16 protein-coding genes are annotated in these 17,357 nt (G+C 71.6%); 8 read left to right on the top strand and 8 right to left on the bottom strand.

Annotated elements, in window-relative coordinates; genetic code table 11:
* Position 1: 1 nt before the first annotated feature.
* From AAW13_RS30100 to AAW13_RS30085, 4 genes are all read left to right on the top strand, one after another.
* Positions 2 to 715: a VIT1/CCC1 transporter family protein gene (locus AAW13_RS30100; protein ID WP_046727972.1), complete on the top strand. Its 714-nt coding sequence runs from the start codon at positions 2 to 4 to the stop codon at positions 713 to 715.
* A gap of 100 nt (positions 716 to 815) precedes the next feature.
* A complete protein-coding gene (locus AAW13_RS30095; protein ID WP_046727973.1) occupies positions 816 to 1,682 on the top strand; it encodes a sterol desaturase family protein in 867 nt (288 codons plus the stop codon).
* Complete coding sequence (locus AAW13_RS30090; protein ID WP_079179028.1) at positions 1,631 to 2,344, top strand: lysoplasmalogenase; 714 nt, start codon at positions 1,631 to 1,633, stop codon at positions 2,342 to 2,344. Before AAW13_RS30095 ends, AAW13_RS30090 begins: the two co-directional genes overlap by 52 nt.
* Before the next feature lie 36 nt (positions 2,345 to 2,380).
* Positions 2,381 to 3,427, top strand: a complete 1,047-nt coding sequence (locus AAW13_RS30085) for a zinc-dependent alcohol dehydrogenase family protein (RefSeq protein ID WP_046727975.1) — start codon at positions 2,381 to 2,383, stop codon at positions 3,425 to 3,427.
* Positions 3,428 to 3,484: 57 nt separating this feature from the next.
* Here AAW13_RS30085 and AAW13_RS30080 read toward each other — a convergent pair whose 3' ends face one another.
* The 3 genes from AAW13_RS30080 to AAW13_RS30070 all read right to left on the bottom strand — a co-directional run bounded on the left by AAW13_RS30080 (position 3,485) and on the right by AAW13_RS30070 (position 8,122).
* Positions 3,485 to 4,960, bottom strand: a complete 1,476-nt coding sequence (locus AAW13_RS30080) for a CoA transferase (RefSeq protein ID WP_046727976.1) — start codon at positions 4,958 to 4,960, stop codon at positions 3,485 to 3,487.
* 55 nt (positions 4,961 to 5,015) lie between these two features.
* Positions 5,016 to 6,554: a S8 family peptidase gene (locus AAW13_RS30075; protein WP_046727977.1), complete on the bottom strand. Its 1,539-nt coding sequence runs from the start codon at positions 6,552 to 6,554 to the stop codon at positions 5,016 to 5,018.
* Between the two features lie 65 nt (positions 6,555 to 6,619).
* Positions 6,620 to 8,122, bottom strand: a complete 1,503-nt coding sequence (locus AAW13_RS30070; protein WP_046727978.1) for a S8 family serine peptidase — start codon at positions 8,120 to 8,122, stop codon at positions 6,620 to 6,622.
* A gap of 333 nt (positions 8,123 to 8,455) precedes the next feature.
* Here AAW13_RS30070 and AAW13_RS30065 point away from each other — a divergent pair, with 333 nt between their 5' ends.
* The 3 genes from AAW13_RS30065 to moaA all read left to right on the top strand — a co-directional run bounded on the left by AAW13_RS30065 (position 8,456) and on the right by moaA (position 11,589).
* Positions 8,456 to 8,812 (top strand): DUF485 domain-containing protein, encoded by a 357-nt coding sequence (locus AAW13_RS30065; protein ID WP_046727979.1) that lies wholly within the window; start codon positions 8,456 to 8,458, stop codon positions 8,810 to 8,812.
* Positions 8,809 to 10,437, top strand: a complete 1,629-nt coding sequence (locus AAW13_RS30060) for a solute symporter family protein (protein ID WP_046727980.1) — start codon at positions 8,809 to 8,811, stop codon at positions 10,435 to 10,437. The genes AAW13_RS30065 and AAW13_RS30060 overlap by 4 nt, the downstream gene beginning before the upstream one ends.
* A gap of 162 nt (positions 10,438 to 10,599) precedes the next feature.
* Positions 10,600 to 11,589, top strand: a complete 990-nt coding sequence (moaA, locus tag AAW13_RS30055; protein WP_046727981.1) for a GTP 3',8-cyclase MoaA — start codon at positions 10,600 to 10,602, stop codon at positions 11,587 to 11,589.
* A 6-nt stretch (positions 11,590 to 11,595) separates the two neighbouring features.
* Here the strand turns inward: moaA and AAW13_RS30050 are convergent, their stop codons facing one another.
* Together AAW13_RS30050 and AAW13_RS30045 are read right to left on the bottom strand one after the other, a co-directional pair.
* Entirely contained in the window at positions 11,596 to 11,829 is a 234-nt protein-coding gene (locus tag AAW13_RS30050; protein WP_046727982.1) for a hypothetical protein, read from the bottom strand.
* A 209-nt stretch (positions 11,830 to 12,038) separates the two neighbouring features.
* Entirely contained in the window at positions 12,039 to 12,395 is a 357-nt protein-coding gene (locus AAW13_RS30045) for a DUF3099 domain-containing protein (RefSeq protein WP_046727983.1), read from the bottom strand.
* A 241-nt stretch (positions 12,396 to 12,636) separates the two neighbouring features.
* On the opposite strand from AAW13_RS30045, the gene AAW13_RS30040 reads away from it, so the two are divergent.
* Entirely contained in the window at positions 12,637 to 12,915 is a 279-nt protein-coding gene (locus tag AAW13_RS30040; RefSeq protein ID WP_046727984.1) for a GlsB/YeaQ/YmgE family stress response membrane protein, read from the top strand.
* Positions 12,916 to 12,999: 84 nt separating this feature from the next.
* On the opposite strand, the gene tyrS is transcribed toward AAW13_RS30040, so the two are convergent.
* From tyrS to AAW13_RS30025, 3 genes are read right to left on the bottom strand one after another with little or no spacing between them, the layout of a single operon-like run.
* The gene (tyrS, locus tag AAW13_RS30035; RefSeq protein ID WP_046727985.1) at positions 13,000 to 14,268 is read right to left on the bottom strand and encodes a tyrosine--tRNA ligase; all 1,269 of its coding nucleotides are present in this window, start codon (positions 14,266 to 14,268) and stop codon (positions 13,000 to 13,002) included.
* Between the two features lie 57 nt (positions 14,269 to 14,325).
* Positions 14,326 to 15,720 carry a metallopeptidase TldD-related protein gene (locus tag AAW13_RS30030; protein WP_046727986.1) on the bottom strand — a complete coding sequence of 465 codons (1,395 nt, stop codon included), beginning with the start codon at positions 15,718 to 15,720 and terminating at the stop codon, positions 14,326 to 14,328.
* Entirely contained in the window at positions 15,717 to 17,279 is a 1,563-nt protein-coding gene (locus AAW13_RS30025) for a TldD/PmbA family protein (protein WP_420855502.1), read from the bottom strand. Before AAW13_RS30025 ends, AAW13_RS30030 begins: the two co-directional genes overlap by 4 nt.
* Positions 17,280 to 17,357 lie beyond the last annotated feature (78 nt).

Here is a 17,357-nt window from a genome sequence, read left to right as displayed (position 1 = left end):
TGTGACGGAACCTACGCACGACAACGAGGCCCACGGGGGCGCGCTCGGCTCCCGGCTGAACTGGCTGCGGGCGGCCGTACTGGGCGCGAACGACGGCATCGTGTCGACGGCGGGCATCGTCGTCGGCGTCGCGGGCGCCACGGCCGACCGGAACGCGCTGCTGACGGCGGGCCTGGCCGGCCTGCTCGCCGGATCCATGTCGATGGCGGCGGGGGAGTACGTCTCGGTGTCCACCCAGCGCGACTCGGAACTCGCCGCCCTGGCGCAGGAGAAGCGAGAGCTGAAGGAGCAGCCCGAGGCGGAACTGGAGGAACTGACCGAACTGCTGGAGCGACGCGGCCTGTCCCGGGAGGTGGCCCGCGAGGCGGCGGTCCAGCTGACGGAACGCGACGCCCTGCGGGCCCACGCGAGGGTGGAACTGGGCATCGACCCCGACGAGCTGACCAGCCCCTGGAACGCGGCGCTCGCCAGCTTCCTGGCCTTCACGGTGGGGGCCCTGCTCCCGCTCCTCGCGATCGTCCTGCCGCCCTCGGGCTGGCGGCTCCCGGTGACGGTGGGCTCGGTGCTGGCCGCACTGGTACTGACCGGCTGGACCAGCGCCCGTCTGGGAGCGGCCGCACCCGGCCCGGCGGTGCTGCGGAACGTCCTGGGCGGCGCGCTGGCCATGGGGGTCACGTACGCGGCGGGCAGCCTGCTGGGGGCGGCCGGGGTCTAGCGCATTGGCGGAGACCGCCAACAAGCAAGCGCGTACCGCTGGTGATACTTGTGGGTAACAACGTCTAGCGGCAGCCGACCAGCGGATCTACGGTGCCCCCATGCCGAACCTGCCCGATGTCGTGCTGTGGTCGATACCCGCCTTCGTGCTGCTCACCGTGATCGAGGTGATCAGCTACCGCATCCATCCCGACGACGATGCCGCCGGGTACGAGACCAAGGACGCGGCCACCAGCATCGGCATGGGGCTCGGGTCGCTCGTGTTCGACTTCGTCTGGAAGATCCCCATCGTCACGATCTACTCGGGCGTGTACGCACTCACCCCGCTGCGCGTGCCCGTCCTGTGGTGGACGGTCCCGCTGATGCTGCTCGGGCAGGACTTCTTCTACTACTGGTCCCACCGCGGCCACCACGTCATCCGCGTCCTGTGGGCCTGCCACGTCGTCCACCACTCCAGCAAGAAGTTCAACCTGAGCACCGCGCTGCGCCAGCCGTGGACCTCGCTGACCGTGTGGCCGTTCTACGTCCCGCTCGTCGCCGCCGGCGTGCACCCGGCCGCGCTCGCGTTCTGCTCCTCCGCGAACCTCGTCTACCAGTTCTGGATCCACACCGAACGCATCGACAAGATGCCCCGCTGGTTCGAGTTCGTCTTCAACACGCCGTCCCACCACCGCGTGCACCACGCCTCCCAGGGCGGCTACCTGGACCGCAACTTCGGCGGCATCCTCATCGTCTGGGACCGCCTGTTCGGGTCCTGGGTGCCCGAGGTCGAGCGACCCGTGTACGGATTGACCAAGAACATCAACACGTTCAACCCGATCAAGGTGGCGACTCACGAGTACCTCGCCATCGGCAGGGACCTGAAGGCGGCCCGCAGCTGGCGGGAGCGGGCCGGGCGGGTGTTCCGGGGGCCTGGATGGGCGCCCGCGCCCGCCGTGGCACAGACGGAGGAGTCCGTGGCCGCGTGACGGCGACCCGGGCGCTGCGCACCGCCTTCGTCCTCGCCGTCGTCACCGACCTCGGCTGCCTCGCCGCCGGCTTCCGCCCGGGGCATCTGGCCGCCAAGCCGCTGCTGATGCTCCTGCTCGCCGCGTACGCCGCCCGCTCGGGCGGCCCGCGGCCGCTCGTCGCCGCCCTGCTGTGCGGCTGGGCCGGCGACGTCCTGCTGCTCTCCGACGCCGACCCCGCGTTCATGGCGGGCATGGCCTGTTTCGCCGCCGGACACGTCTGCTACCTGGTCCTGTTCCGCCGCCTCGGGCGGCCCCACGCGCGTGCGGGTCTGCTCGTCGCCGGCTATGCCGTCGCCCTCGTCACCCTGGTCGCCCTGCTCTGGCCCGGCCTGCCGGCCGGCCTCCGTGTCCCCGTCGCCGGCTACAGCGCCCTGCTCACCGCCATGGCGTGCACCGCCGCCACCCGGAGGGGGCCGGCCGCCGGGCTCGGCGGCGCGCTCTTCGTGCTCTCCGACACCCTCATCGCCACCGGCGTCGCCCACTGGCCGCAACCGCCCCGGCCCGACTTCTGGATCATGCTCACCTACGCGGCCGCGCAGTTCCTGCTGGTAAGGGGCACCCTCGACGCGCGGCCCGCACCGGCCACGACGTACCGTGAGATGCGCTCGGCCACCCCCTGAGCGCAGCCACGACACCGCACGAGAAGGACCCTCGCCATGCGCGCCACCACCATCCACGCCCCGTACGACATGCGCGTGGAGGACGTGCCCGAGCCCGTGGTGCAGCTGCCCACCGACGCCGTCGTACGGGTGCTGCGCGCCTGCATCTGCGGCAGCGACCTGTGGGCGTACCGCGGCGAGGCGGCCCGGCAGCCGGGACAGCGCATCGGGCACGAGTTCCTCGGCGTCGTCGAGGAGACCGGTTCCGAGGTGGCCGGCGTGCGGCGCGGCGACCTGGTGGTGGCCCCCTTCATGTGGTCCGACGGCGTCTGCGACTACTGCCGAGAGGGCCTCACCACCTCCTGCGAGCACGGCGGCTTCTGGGGCTCCGTGGGCTACGACGGCGGCCAGGGCGAGGCGGTCCGCGTGCCGTTCGCCGACGGCACCCTGGTCCAGCTGCCCAAGGAGGCGGCCTCCGACGACCACCTGCTGTCCGCCCTGCTGACCCTCTCCGACGTGCTCGGCACCGGCCACCACGCGGCCCTGGGCGCCGGGGTCCGTCCCGGCGCCACGGTGGCCGTCGTCGGGGACGGCGCGGTCGGCCTGTGCGCCGTGCTGGCCGCCAGGCGGCTGGGCGCCGAGCGGATCATCGCGCTCGGCCGGCACGAGGTCCGCACCGACATCGCACGCCGCTTCGGCGCCACCGACGTGGTCGCCGAACGCGGGGACGCCGCCGTGGCGGCCGTCCGCGAGCTCACTCGCGGTCAGGGCGCGCACGCCGTCGTCGAGGCCGTCGGCACCGAGCAGTCCATGCGGACGGCCGTCGAGATCACCCGCGACGGCGGCGCCATCGGCTTCGTCGGCGTGCCGCACGGCAGCGGCACCGGCCTGGACCTCAGCGTCATGTTCGACCGGAACATCGCGCTGCGCGGCGGTGTCGCCCCGGTCCGCGCCTACATCCCCGACCTGCTGCCTGACGTCCTCGACGGCACGGTCGACCCGTCCCCGGTCTTCGACCTCACCGTCGGCATCGAGGAGGTGCCCGACGGCTACAAGGCGATGGACGAGCGCACCGCGCTGAAGGTGCTCGTCACCAACGGCTGACCGGATCACGTCCGGTTGATCGGCCACGGCGGCGCCGTCAGCGGCCCCGACACGCGGTCATGCCCAGCGGGCGGCGTCCGAACCCCACGGCGCCGGCGGTCGTGCCCAGTCGGCCGGGCCGCCCGCGAAGGACAACGGCGGTCGTGCGTACCGCAGTCGGCCCAGCGCGCTGTCCGTCTCGGCGAGCCAGTCGTCCGGCCCCTCGTGCGCCCCACCGGCCGCACCGGCGGCACCGGCGGCACCGGCTGCACCGGCCGCACCGGCCGCACCTGTCCCGCAGGCCTGGACCGCCTCGTCGGCCCCCGCGCCCGGCTGCGATTCCGGCTCCGGTTCCGGTTCCGCCATGAGCCACCGGGCGGTGCGGGCCAGGGCCAGCCGTACGAACCTGCCACCGCCGTCGTACGACTGCTCGGTCAGGGCCCGCAGCACCCCGGCCGCCAGCAGGTACCCGCTGCCGTGGTCCAGCGCCTGCGCGGGCAGCGCGCCCGGACGGTCCGCGGGCCCCTCGGTCCAGGCGATGCCGGTGGCGGCCTGCACCAGGCTGTCGAAGCCGCGCCGGCCGCCCCAGGGCCCGTACCCGCCCCACGCCGAGACCTGGGCCACGACCAGCCCGGGCCGCCGTTCCGCCAGCGCCTCGGGCGCGAGTCCGAACCGGTCCAGGGCGCCCGGCCGGTACCCGGTGACCACGACGTCGGCGGAGGCCAGCAACTCCTCGAAGGCCGCCCGGTCCGTCGTCAGGTCGAGCCTGGCCGAGCGCTTTCCGAAGCCGGTGTCGGCGTGCTGGTCGGGGAGTTCGGGCAGCCACGGCGCGTCCAGGCGCAGCACGTCCGCGCCCAGCAGTGCCAGGGTGCGGGTCGCGACCGGGCCGGCCAGCACCCGGGTCAGGTCCAGGACGCGGACCCCGGCCGCCGGCAGCAGCGGGGCGGTGCCGGCGGCGAGCGGCGCGAGCACGCGCGCGTCCGCGCCGTCCAGGCGGCCTCGTTCGACCAGCGGTCGCGCGGCCACCTCGGCGGCCTGCTCGTGCGCCGCCCACGCCTCGGGGGAGCGCAGGGCCACGGCGAGCCCGCCCGCGGCGTGGACGGCGTCCTCCACCGCCACCGCGGTCCGCTCGGCGACCCGCGCCGCGACGTCCTCGGGGGAGGCGTTCTCCGGCAGCTCCAGCGCGGTCAGCAACCGGGCCCTGTGATGCGGATAGTTGGCGTGCGTGCGCACCCAGCCGTCGGCCGTGCGCCAGAACCGCGACAGCGGGGCGAACGGCACCGGCGCCCGCCCGTCGACCAGCAGCCGCCGCTCGCTGGTGAACGCCGCCGCCACCGCCGCGTCGTCCACCCGGACCGCGGGCACCTGAGCCGTTCCGGTCCGCCGGGCCCCCAGCTCGGCGGCGGCCAGCGCGCACGCGCCCACGCACGCGCGGGCCAGCCGTCGTACGGGCAGGCGGGCCGGAAGCGTGCCCGCGCGGGCCACGGTCGTGACCCGCGCGGGCAGTGCCGGATCGCCGCCCAGCACCGACCATGCATAGTTGATTGACGTCATGACTTCACTATGCATGATTGATTGAATCAATATGAGTCGGTCCGGGCCGGCAGGGCTACCTGCTCACCGCCGCCAGCGCGTCGGCGATGCCCCACCCGTAGAAGCCGTTGTGGTTCTTCGAGCCCTCGCACACCGCGTCGACCTTGCCGTCGCCGTTGATGTCGTACGGGTCGGTGCACGGTGTGGCGGTCGCCTCGGCGTACAGCAGGGCCTTCACCAGGGCGGGGGAGGCGTGCGGATGGGTTGACTTGATCAATGCGGCGACGCCGACGACATGCGGGGTCGCCATCGACGTGCCGGACATGTAGCCCCAGCGGCCGCCCGGCAGCGGGCCCAGGATCGAGCCGTTGGTGGCCGGGGCCTGCGGCGCCTGGTAGGCCGTCGAGTCGCCGCCCGGCGCCGCGATGTCGATGACCCCGAGGCCGTAGTTGGAGAACGACGACTTGAGATCCTTGGCCCCGGTCGCAGCGACCGTGACGACCCCCGGCAGCTGGGTCGGGATGTCGAAGCACTTGTGCGGGTCGATCACCCGGTCGCTGGGGGTGCCGTCGTTCGGCGAGACCGGGTCGGTGATCGAGTCGGCGGCCAGGTCGTAGCTCTCGTTGCCGGCCGCGGCCACATTGACGGTGCCCTTGTGCTCCGCGAACCGGGAGGCCCGCGTGATGGCGTCGACGAGCGCCTTCTGGTCCGGGTCGTCGGTGCAGTTGAAGTACCAGGGGTCGGTGTAATAGCTGTTGTTGGTGACGTCGATGTGGTGCTCGGCCGCCCACACGAAGCCGCACACCACGGCCTCCGTGTAGAAGTACCCCTGCGAGGTGGCGACCTTGATGCCCGCCACCTTGACGCCCGGTGCCACACCGGTGATGCCGATGCCGTTCTTCGCGCCCGCGATCTCACCCGCCACGTGCGTTCCGTGCGGGCTCTCCGTCGAACTCGGCCGCCAGGCGCCGTACGTGGTGTCCGGCTTGCCCGAGACGCAGTTGGTCGACTGCGCGGCGGAGAAGTTCGGGGCGATGTCCGGGTGGGTGTCGTCGACGCCGGTGTCGATGACGGCGACGGTCACCTTGGAGCTGCCCAGGGTCTTCTCGTGCGCCTTGTCGGCCTTGATGGCGGGCAGGTCCCACTGCAACGGCTCCAGCGGGTCCTGACCGTCGGTCGCCTGCGCGTCCGCCCGGGCCACCTGCTCGGAGCTGAGCACCTGGGGCGTGCCCACGTCGGTGGTCGACTGGGCGGGGAGCGGCGCGTTGCGGGTGGCACCGGCCGAGTCCACGCCCGGCACCTTGCGGATGACCGTGGCGAAGTCGGCGTTCGACGAGTGGACGACGATCACGCCGATCTCGTCGTAGGCGATCACCACCGAACCGCCGGCCCGCTCGACCGCCTTCTGAACCCGCTCCGAAGTGCCGTGTCCAGGACGGACGTTGACGACATAGCTGAGGGAGGGGCCGTCAGCGGCGGCGGCGCTGAGGGAGGTGGTGCCACCGGTGTCGGCCGCCGACGCCGACACGTCGGGCAGGAACGCGAGGGCGGTGGCCATCGCCATGCCGAGCGGGAGGGCGAGGACGCGGCGGTGACGCGGCTGGAACACAGTCATGCGGAAGAGCCTCCGGTTCGTTCGCGGAACGGGCGTGCCGTGCGGGAAGTCCTGGCTTCCGGTGGTCACTTGACCGCGCGCAGCGCGTCGACGACACCGGAGCCGTAGAAACCGTTGACGTGCTTGCCGCCCACGCAGACGGCGTCCACGACACCGTCGCCGTCCCCGTCGTAGGGGCCCGCCGGGCAGCCCGGGTTGTCCGCCTCGGCCTTGAGCAGGGCCTGCAACCGGGCCGGAGTGGCATGCGGATGGGTGGACTTCAGCAGCGCGGCCACCGCGGCCACGTGCGGGGACGCCATCGAGGTGCCCTGGAGGAAGCCGTACTGGCCGTTCGGCAGGGTGGACAGGATGCGGCCGTTCTTCGACGGCGTGTCCGGGATCTGGTACTTGTCGCCGCCCGGCGCCGCCACGTCGACGACGCCCAGGCCGTAACTGGAGTAGTACGACTTGGCGTCGGTGACGCCGACCGCGCTCACGGTGACCACACCGGGCAACTGGGTCGGCACGTCGAAGCACTCGTGCGGGTCGACCGTGCGGGTCGTGGCCGTCGAGTCGTCGGGGCTGGAGTCGTCCGTCAGGGCGTGCGCGTCGAGGTCGTCGTCGGAGTTGCCCGCGGCGGCCACGTTGAGTGTGCCCTTGCGCTGGGCGTACAGCTGCGCCCTGTTGACCGCGTCGACGATGGCACGTTGATCGGGGTCGTCCATGCAGTTGTACAGCCACGGATCAACGTAGTAGCTGTTGTTGGTGATCTCCACGCCGTGGTCGGCGGCGAACACGAAGGCGCAGACGACGCTCTCCGGGTAGAACAGCTGTGTCGAGTCGGGCTGCGCCACGGTGATGCTCGCCACCTTCACGCCCGGTGCCACACCGGCCACGCCGATGCCGTTCCGGGCGGCGGCTATCTCACCGGCGACGTGCGTGCCGTGGTAGTGGTCGGCGTCCGCCGGCCGCCAGGCGCCGTACGTGGTGTCCGCCTTGCCGCTCACGCAGTTGGCGGACTGCGCGGCGGAGAAGTTCGGGGCGATGTCCGGGTGGGTGTCGTCGACGCCCGTGTCGATGACGGCCACCGTCACCGAGCGGCTCCCCGGATCGATCGCGGCGGCCTTGTCGGCGCCGATCGCCCGCAGGTCCCACTGGTCGGCCTCCAGGGGCTCCTGGCCGGCCGCCGCGCTCTTCTCGGCCTTCGCGGCCTCGGCCTTCGACAGGACCTGCACGGCGCCCTCGTCCGTGGTCCCGGTGGCGCTCAGCGGGGCCGTCCGGGTGGCGCCCGCCGACTGCACCCCGCGCACCGCGCGCATCACGGTGCCGAAGTCCGGGTCCGCCGAGTGCGCGACGATCACGCCGATCCTGTCGTACGAGGCGACGACCGTGCCGCCGTCACGGGCGATCGCCCGTCGTACCGACGCGATCGTGCCGTGGTCCGTCCTGGTGTTGACGACGTAGGCCAGGTTCGGGCCGTCCGCCGCCCGCGCCACCGGCGCCGCCGGCAGCAGGCCGAGCGAGGCGGTCAGCGACAGGACGGCCGGTACGGCCAGCGCCGCCGTGCGTCTGGAACGCAGATGAGCCATGGGGTCTCCACATCATCCGGAACATCAACCGAAAACGGGCCCGCCCGGACGGCGGAGCCGCTTGGGCAGGTACATGACGGGTGGGGCAGGCCGAAGCTATCTCCCGCACTCACCGGCCAGCAATGACCGGAGACGAGCCGTGCGGTCGACTTCCGAAAGAACCCGGGCGAGTTGAACCCGTCCACGCGTGGCGCCGTGACCTTGGGCAGGGAGCCGCAGCAGGATCGAGGCCCCCTGTCGGACTCACCCACCGAAGTCTTCCCGTCACTCGCGGTGGTTGATCCAAGCGTCTGTGAGGTCAGAATCCGCATGTCCGTATCGCGAGGAGAGCCCGTGGCTACCGAGACACCACCGCCCTCGAACACGCAGACCCGGCACCCTTCCGGCGAGGAGTTCGCCGAGGTGCAGCAGAGTCCGGAGTTCACCGAACTGCGGCACTCCTACCGCTCCTTCGCCTTCCCGCTGACCTTCGCCTTCATCGCCTGGTACCTGCTGTACGTCCTGCTCTCCAGCTACGCGGACGGGTTCATGGGCACCAAGGTCGTCGGCAACATCAACGTGGCCCTGGTACTCGGCCTCGCCCAGTTCCTCACCACGTTCCTCATCGCCTGGTGGTACGCCCGGCACGCCGCCGCCGAGCTCGACCCCAAGGCCGAGGCCATCAAGTCCCGGATGGAGGGCGGCGCATGAGCCCCGCACAGCACACCACCCTGCTCGCCGCCGGCGAGGCGAGCGAGCACCGGACGCTGATCATCACCCTGTTCGCGGTGTTCGTCGCCGCGACCCTGGTCATCACCGTCTGGGCCGGCTGCCAGACCAAGGACACCGCCGACTTCTACGCGGGCGGCCGCCAGTTCACCGGCTTCCAGAACGGCCTCGCCGTCTCCGGCGACTACATGTCGGCCGCGTCCTTCCTCGGCATCGCGGGCGCCATCGCCCTCTTCGGCTACGACGGCTTCCTCTATTCGATCGGCTTCCTGGTCGCCTGGCTCGTGGCGCTCCTCCTGGTCGCCGAACCGCTGCGCAACTCGGGCCGCTACACCATGGGTGACGTGCTCGCCTACCGGATGCGCCAGCGCCCGGTCCGTACGGCGGCCGGCACCTCCACGATCGTCGTGTCGATCTTCTACCTGCTGGCCCAGATGGCCGGAGCGGGCGTCCTCGTCTCCCTTCTCCTCGGCATCACCAGCGACGGCGGCAAGATCGGCATCGTCGCCCTGGTCGGCGTCCTGATGATCGTCTACGTCACCATCGGCGGCATGAAGGGCACCACCTGGGTGCAGATGGTCAAGGCCGTCCTGCTGATCGCGGGCGCCCTGCTGCTGACCTTCATGGTGCTGGCCAAGTTCAACTTCAACATCTCCGACCTGCTCGGCAAGGCCGCCGACAACAGCGCCAAGGGCTCGGCCTTCCTGGAGCCCGGCCTCAAGTACGGCGCCACCGGCACCAGCAAGCTGGACTTCCTCTCCCTCGGCATCGCCCTGGTCCTCGGCACCGCCGGCCTGCCGCACATCCTGATCCGCTTCTACACCGTGCCCACCGCGAAGGCCGCCCGGAAGTCGGTGCTCTGGGCCATCGGCCTGATCGGCGCCTTCTACCTGATGACCCTCGCCCTCGGCTTCGGCGCGGCCGCGCTGATCAAACCGGACGAGATCATCGCCTCCAACAAGTCCGGCAACACCGCCGCCCCCCTGCTCGCCCTGCACCTGGGCGGCGTCGACTCCAACTGGGGCGCGATCCTGCTGGCCACCATCTCGGCGGTGGCCTTCGCGACGATCCTCGCGGTGGTCGCCGGCCTCACCCTGGCCTCGTCCTCCTCCTTCGCCCACGACATCTACGCCAACGTCATCAAGAAGGGGCAGGCCACCGAGAAGCAGGAGCTGGGCGCGGCCCGCTGGGCCACGGTCGGCATCGGCGCGGTCTCGATCGTCCTCGGCGCCCTCGCCCGCGACCTGAACGTCGCCGGCCTGGTCGCCCTCGCCTTCGCGGTCGCCGCCTCCGCCAACCTGCCGACCATCCTCTACAGCCTCTTCTGGAAGCGGTTCACCACCGCCGGAGCCCTCTGGTCGATCTACGGCGGCCTGGTCACCGCGGTCGGCCTGGTGCTGTTCTCGCCGGTGGTGTCCGGCAAGGAGACGTCGATGTTCCCGGACGTCGACTTCCACTGGTTCCCGCTGGAGAACCCGGGCATCATCTCGATCCCGGTCGGATTCCTCCTGGGCGTCGTGGGCACCCTGCTGTCCAAGGAGGCCCCGGACGCCACCAAGTACGCGGAGCTGGAGGTGCGGTCCCTGACCGGCACCGGAGCGCACTGAGCTTCGTACGACCGGCCGCGTCGACGGGATCGTAGGGTCCTACGACGCGGCCTCGTCGTACCTCGTGGCATCGGGCCCCTCACGATGTCAGTGCCGTCGCGTAGGCTCACAAGTGACGGCGGAGAACTGGTCCGGAAAGCGGGAAAGAGGGAGGGGGCCCACGTGCTCGTCGACACCTACGGCCGAGTGGCCACCGACCTGCGAGTGTCGCTGACCGACCGGTGCAATCTGCGCTGCACGTACTGCATGCCCGAGGAGGGATTGCAGTGGCTGGCCAAGCCCGACCTGCTCACGGACGACGAGATCGTCCGCCTGGTCGACATCGCCGTGCGCCTGCTGGGCGTCGAGGAGGTCCGCTTCACCGGCGGTGAGCCGCTGCTGCGCCCGGGCCTGGTGGGCATCGTGGAGCGGGTGGCCGCGCTGCGCCCCCGCCCCCGGATGTCCCTGACGACCAACGGCATCGGCCTGCGGCGCACCGCGACGGCCCTGAAGGCGGCCGGCCTCGACCGGGTCAACGTCTCCCTCGACACCCTCCGGGCGGACGTCTTCAAGACCCTCACCCGCCGCGACCGTCACCAGGACGTCCTCGACGGCCTGCGCGCGGCCCACGACGCCGGCCTCACCCCGGTCAAGGTCAACACGGTCCTGATGCCGGGTCTGAACGAGGACGAGGCCCCCGACCTGCTGTCCTGGGCGGTGGCGCACGACTACGAGCTGCGCTTCATCGAACAGATGCCGCTGGACGCCCAGCACGGCTGGAAGCGGGACCGGATGGTGACGGCCGGCGACATCCTCGCCTCGCTCCGCACCCGCTTCGAGCTCACCCCCGAGGGCGCCGACGACCGCGGCTCGGCCCCGGCGGAGCGCTGGCTGGTGGACGGCGGGCCGCACCGCGTCGGCGTCATCGCCTCCGTCACCCGGCCGTTCTGCGCGGCCTGCGACCGCACCCGTCTCACCGCCGACGGCCAGATACGGACCTGTCTGTTCGCGCGGGAGGAGACCGACCTGCGCGGCGCGCTCCGTGCCGGCGCGCCGGACGAGGAGATCGCCCGCCGCTGGCGGCTGGCGATGTGGGGCAAGAAGGCGGGAGCTGGTCTTGACGACCCCGCTTTCATCCAGCCCGACCGGCCCATGTCCGCGATCGGCGGCTAGGGCCGGCTACTCGGCCGACTCCCACTCGTGCCACGGCACGACGTCCTTGAGGAAACCCCGCACCCCCAGGAACTGCGAAAGGTGCTCCCGGTGCTCCTCGCAGGCGAGCCAGGTCTTCCGGCGCTCGGGCGTGTGGATCTTCGGGTTGTTCCAGGCCAGCACCCACACCGCGGCGGCACGGCAGCCCTTCGCGGAACAGACGGGGGAGCCGGGTTCGGAGGCAGGGGCGTTCGGGATCACATCGACGACCCTAACCCCTCAAAAGGCGACGCCGAGCAGCCACGGGGGGAGCTGCCCGGCGTCGGTCTGTCGCTCCGACGGGGGATGCGGAGCGCGTACGAAGTATGTCATGGGTCACCCTCGGCCCGGCACTGGAACAGCACGATTGATCTGAGCTTTTCTTGAGCTTTGTGGGTGGCGGCCGTCCGGTTGTGCGGCGTTCCCGATGCTCAGACCGACTCCGGGCGCTCCTGGGTGTCATGGCTGTCCTCGGCCCGCGGCGGTGTGATCATCAGCCGGGTGGGTGCGACGCCGAACGTCGACGGCAGCGACGGCGGCCTCTCCCGTCCCGCGTTGGCGATGACGACCGCCACATAGGGGAGCAACGCGCCGAGCACCAGCGCCACGACGGCCACATACCGTTCGACGTTCCACAACGTGGCCGCGAGGATCACGGACAGGGTGCGGATCGTCATCGAGATGACGTACCTCCGCTGCCGGCCGCGCACGTCCTCCGCGAGGCCCGTTCGGGCCCCGGTGATCCGGAACACCTGGACCTTGCCGTCCCCGCGCTGCTTCCGCGTCACAATCCACCATCCGCCCGCATCGGACCTTCCCCGCCCGTTCCCCGTCCGCGCCCGCTCGGGGAACCGGGCCGGGACACTCTCCACGGTACGCCGCGCCTGCGCCGCCTTCGAGACCGGGGCGCCCACCTGCCTGCGTGAACGCCCTGCGCCGTACCGCGTACGGGGGTACCGACATGCGCCGTACGGCCCCCGGGCCGAAACTTGGCGTAATGCTCACGTCGAGCCGTACGAGGAGGCAGCCATGGGCTGGTTGTGGGCGATCATCGTGGGATTCGTGCTGGGTCTGATAGCGAAGGCGATCATCCCCGGCAAGCAGCACAGCCCCCTCTGGCTGACGACGATCTTCGGCATCCTCGGTGCCATCGCGGGCAACGCGATCGCCCGCGCCTTCGGGGTCGCGGCGACACCGGGCATCGACTGGACCCGTCACCTCTTCCAGCTGGTCGCCGCGATCATCATCGTGGCGCTCGGCGACATGGCGTACATGGCGACCCTGGGCAAGCGGAAACACCGGGTTTGAGAGTGCCCCGTCAGGGGCGCGGGGAACTGCGCGACCGGCCACGGCACACCGGCACTCAGCGACGCACCCGCGCCCCTACGGCGTCTAGGAACCCACGACCTCCACGGCCGCCAGGTTCTTCTTCCCCCGCCGCAGCACCAGCCACCGCCCGTGCAGCAGCTCGGCCTCAGCGGGCACCGCGTCCTCGGCGGTCACCTTCACGTTGTTCACGTAGGCCCCGCCCTCCTTCACGGTCCGCCGCGCGGCGGACTTGCTGGCCACCAGCCCGACCTCGGCGAACAGGTCGACCACCGGACCGAGCTCGGCCACCCGGATGTGCGGCACCTCGGACAGCGCCGCCGACAGCGTCCGGTCGTCCAGCTCCGCCAGCTCGCCCTGCCCGAACAGCGCCCGGGACGCGGCCATCACCGCGGCGGTCTGGTCGGCCCCGTGGACCAGGGTGGTCAGCTCCTCGGCCAGCGCCCGCTGCGCGGCCCGAGCCTGCGGACGCTCCTCGGTCTGCTTCTCCAGCTCCTCCAGCTCCTCGCGGGACCTGAAGGACAGGATCCGCAGGTACGTCGAGATGTCCCGGTCGTCCACGTTCAGCCAGAACTGGTAGAACGCGTACGGCGTCGTCATCTCGGCGTCGAGCCAGACGGCGCCGCCCTCGGTCTTGCCGAACTTGGTGCCGTCCGCCTTGGTCATCAGCGGCGTCGCCAGCGCGTGCACCTCGGCGCCCGGCTCCAGGCGGTGGATCAGGTCCAGCCCGGCCGTGAGGTTGCCCCACTGGTCGCTGCCGCCCTGCTGGAGCGTGCAGCCGTACCGGCGGAACAGCTGGAGGAAGTCCATGCCCTGGAGGATCTGGTAGCTGAACTCCGTGTAGCTGATCCCCTGGTCGGACTCCAGGCGGCGGGCCACGGAGTCCTTCGTCAGCATCTTGTTGACGCGGAAGTGCTTGCCGATGTCCCGCAGGAACTCGATCGCCGACAACCCCTCGGTCCAGTCGAGGTTGTTGACCATGACGGCCGCGTTCTCGCCCTCGAAGGACAGGAACGGCTCGATCTGGGCACGGAGCTTCCCCACCCAGCCGGCGACCGTCTCCGGGTCGTTCAGCGTGCGCTCGGCCGTCGGGCGGGGGTCACCGATCAGACCCGTCGCACCGCCCACCAGCGCCAGCGGCCGGTGCCCGGCCTGCTGGAGCCGGCGCACCGTGAGCACCTGCACCAGGTGCCCGACGTGCAGGGACGGCGCGGTCGGGTCGAAACCGCAATAGAACGTGACGGGACCGTCCGCGAGCGCCTTGCGCAAAGCGTCCTCGTCGGTGGACAGGGAGAACAGCCCCCGCCACTTCAGCTCGTCGACGATGTCCGTCACGGTTCTCGCATCTCCTTGGACGATGTTCGGGCGGTCGTGCGACCACCGGCTACGAGGTTATACGCCCTGACTGACAGAGCTCATATTGAAGTCGGGCACCCGCAGCGCGGGCATCGCAGCCCTAGTGAACCAGTCGCCCCACTCCCGCGGCAGCGTCTTTTCCGTGCGCCCGGCCTCCGTGGCCCGGCCGAGCAGGTCCACCGGCGACTCGTTGAACCGGAAGTTGTTCACCTGCCCCGTGACCTGGCCGTTCTCCACCAGGTACACGCCGTCCCGGGTCAGGCCGGTGAGCAGCAGCGTCGCCGGGTCGACCTCGCGGATGTACCAGAGGCAGGTCAGCAGCAGCCCGCGCCCGGTGCCGGCGACCATCTCCTCCAGGGAGCGGTCCGCGCCGCCGTCCAGGATCAGGTTGCCGCCCGCCGGCGCGACCGGCAGCCCGGTGAGACCCGCGGTGTGCCGGGTGGTCGTCAGGTTCCTCAGCTCGCCGCCCGCGACCCACTCCGTGGAGCCGACCGGCAGCCCGTTGTCGAAGACGGACTGGTCGCCGCCGGAGGAGTGCGCGACCACGAACGGCGCGGACTCCAGACCCGGCTCGTTCGGGTCGCTGCGCAGGGTCAGCGGCAGCTCGCTCAGCCTCTCGCCGATCCGGGTGCCGCCGCCCGGCTTGGAGAACACCGTCCGGCCCTCGGCCGCGTCCCGCCCGGACGCCGACCACAGCTGGTAGATCAGCAGGTCGGCCACGGCGGTCGGCGGCAGCAGCGTCTCGTAGCGGCCCGCCGGCAGCTCCACGCGCCGCTCGGCCCAGCCGAGCCGTACGGCCAGCTCCGCGTCGAGCGCGCCCGGGTCGACGTCCTTGAAGTCCCGCGTGGACCGCCCGGCCCAGGCCGACCGGGTACGGTCCGGCGACTTGGCGTTCAGCTCCAGGGTGCCGTTCGGCTGGTCGTGCCGCAGCCGCAGTCCCGTCGAGGTGCCCACATAGGTCGACACCAGCTCGTGGTTGGCGAAGCCGTACAGCTCGCGGCCACCGGCACGCGCGCGTGCGAAGGCCTCACCGAGCGCCGGGGCGAAGTCCGCGAACACCGCGGAGGAGGTCTCGGCGGGCGCGTCCGTGAAGTCCGGCGCCTCCGGCACGCCCGTGACCAGCGGCTGAGCGTCCTCGGCGGGCCCGGCGCCGCGCGCGGCGGCCTCCGCGGCCCGGACCAGCGGCTCCAGGTCCTCCGGCGTCACGGCCGAGCGGGACACCACACCGGAGGCGGTGCCCTCCTTGCCGTCCACGGTCGCCACCACGGTGAGCGAACGCCCGCGGGTGACACCGTTCGTGGTGAGCGCGTTGCCGGCCCAGCGCAGGTTGGCGGTGGAGTGCTCGTCGGCGATGACCACGCAGCCGTCGGCCCGGGACAGTTCGAGAGCGCGCTCGACGATCTCGTGCGGCTTGGTGCTACGGGCGCTCATCGACCGGCCTCCTGCGTGGTGTTGAGGATGTTGACGCCCTTGAAGAGGGCCGACGGGCAGCCGTGGGACACGGCGGCGACCTGCCCCGGCTGGGCCTTGCCGCAGTTGAAGGCGCCACCGAGGACGTACGTCTGCGGCCCGCCGACGGCCGCCATGGAGCCCCAGAAGTCGGTGGTCGTCGCCTGGTAGGCGACGTCACGCAGCTGCCCGGTGATCCGCCCGTTCTCGATCCTGAAGAACCGCTGGCCGGTGAACTGGAAGTTGTAGCGCTGCATGTCGATGGACCAGGAGCGGTCGCCGACCACGTAGATCCCGCGGTCGACCCCGCCGATCAGGTCCTCCGTGGCCAGGCCCGCCGGATCCGGCCGCAGCGACACGTTGGCCATGCGCTGGACGGGCACGTGCCCGGGGGAGTCGGCGTACGCGCACCCGTTGGAGCGGTCGAAGCCGGTCAGCCTCGCGATCCGGCGGTCCAGCTGGTAGCCGACGAGCGTGCCGTCCTTGACCAGGTCCCAGGACTGGCCCGCGACGCCCTCGTCGTCGTAGCCGATGGTGGCGAGCCCGTGCTCGGCGGTGCGGTCCCCGGTGACGTTCATCAGCTCGGAGCCGTACTTCAACTTGCCGAGCTGGTCGAAGGTGGCGAAGGAGGTGCCGGCGTAGGCGGCCTCGTAACCGAGCGCGCGGTCCAGTTCGGTGGCGTGGCCGATCGACTCGTGGATGGTGAGCCACAGGTTGGACGGGTCGACCACGAGGTCGTAGAGCCCCGCTTCGACGCTCGGCGCCCGCATCTTCTCGGCGAGCAGCTCCGGGATCTGCTCCAGCTCGGTGTCCCAGTCCCAGCCGGTGCCGGTGAGGTACTCCCAGCCGCGGCCGACCGGCGGTGCGATGGTCCGCATCGAGTCGAACTCGCCGCTCGACCCGTCCACGGACACGGCGGTCAGCTGCGGGTGCAGCCGCACCCGCTGCTGGGTGGTCACGGTCCCGGCCGTATCGGCGTAGAACTTGTTCTCGTGCACGGTGAGCAGCGAGGCGTCGACGTGGTTGACCCCCTTCGCCGCCAGCAGCCGCGCGCTCCACTCGGCGAGCAGCGCCGACTTCTCCTCGTCGGGAACGGTGAACGGATCGATGTCGTACGACGAGACCCACGTCCGGTCCGCGTGCACCGGCTCGTCGGCCAGCTCCACCCGCTCGTCCGACCCGGCGGCCTTGATGACCTGCGCCGAGAGTTTCGCCATGGCGACCGCCTGGGAGGCGACCCGGGCGGCCGCGTCCAGAGTCAGGTCCACCCCGGACGCGAAGCCCCACGTGCCGCCGTGCACCACCCGGACCGCGTACCCCAGGTCGGTGGTGTCCGACGAGCCGGCCGGTTTGGCGTCCCGCAGCCGCCAGGACGCGCTGCGCACCCGCTCGAACCGGAAGTCCGCGTGCTCGGCCCCCAGCGCCCGCGCCCGCGCCAGCGCGGCGTCGGCCAGGGGCCGTAGCGGAAGTGCCGTGAAGGTTTCGTCGATGGTATGGGGCACCGAGGTCTCCCTGCTGTCGTGGCCTGTCCGTCCGATCATGTCGCGTCCGCGGCCGTACGGACCACAGGTTTCGCGGCGGCGCCGGACCTTTCTGTAGGGACCCGACAGCGACACCCC

The sequence above is a fragment of the Streptomyces humi genome, assembly GCF_001005085.2.
Taxonomy (GTDB): Bacteria; Actinomycetota; Actinomycetes; order Streptomycetales; family Streptomycetaceae; genus Streptomyces; species Streptomyces humi.
Note: the sequence above shows the minus strand (reverse complement) of the source record. Positions and strands in the feature narration are given on the sequence as shown.